Genomic DNA, 568 nt, shown 5'->3' with positions numbered 1-568 from the left:
TATCCACAGCCATGCGGCGATTATTCACGAAGACGACTATCAAGCAGCGAAGCGCTTGTTGTTCGCCGCAGTGCGCAAGCTTGACCACGCTGCACTCGATGCGATTCATGGCCGCTAACAGGGGGAAGCTTTTGCGATGATCGGAATTTTGTTTTACCGCACCTTGCATGACGACGGACATGTGACCCTGCAATACAACTTTTATGACAACGGCTTTGCTCCCTCCAATCTGGTCGTGCGCAAAGTGCTGATGGCGATGCTGTCCGTTTGCGAAGGGGAGCTGACCCAATTTGAGGTAGAGTATAACGACCGGCAGCTTTTGGATAAATGGGGTGGCCGTGCCGGAGAAGTCCTGAAGCGATTGGGCGCGACGCCTGAGAGCTTGCGCGAAGAAAAAAGCGGCGACATCGTCGTTAGCCGCAGCTTTCGTGCGGAACTGACTGCAGAGCGCTTCCAGTTTTTCCATGAGATGAAGGATGTTTCGCTCCTGCCGCATTACCGCTTTTTCGCTGGGGAGGCAGAGCGGATCGTCTATTTCTTCAACCAGTTTCTCAGCATTCGGCTGCCG

General features: G+C 54.0%; 1 protein-coding gene. It reads left to right on the top strand.

The features are described from left to right. Positions 1-136: 136 nt before the first annotated feature. On the top strand, positions 137-568 hold a 432-nt coding region (locus EDM56_RS30830; protein ID WP_122921737.1), incomplete at its 3' end, for a hypothetical protein.

It is taken from the genome of Brevibacillus fluminis, from assembly GCF_003710825.1.
Classification (GTDB): Bacteria; Bacillota; Bacilli; order Brevibacillales; family Brevibacillaceae; genus Brevibacillus_D; species Brevibacillus_D fluminis.
The sequence above is the reverse complement of the archived record's forward strand: the minus strand, read 5'-3'. Positions and strand labels throughout refer to the sequence as shown.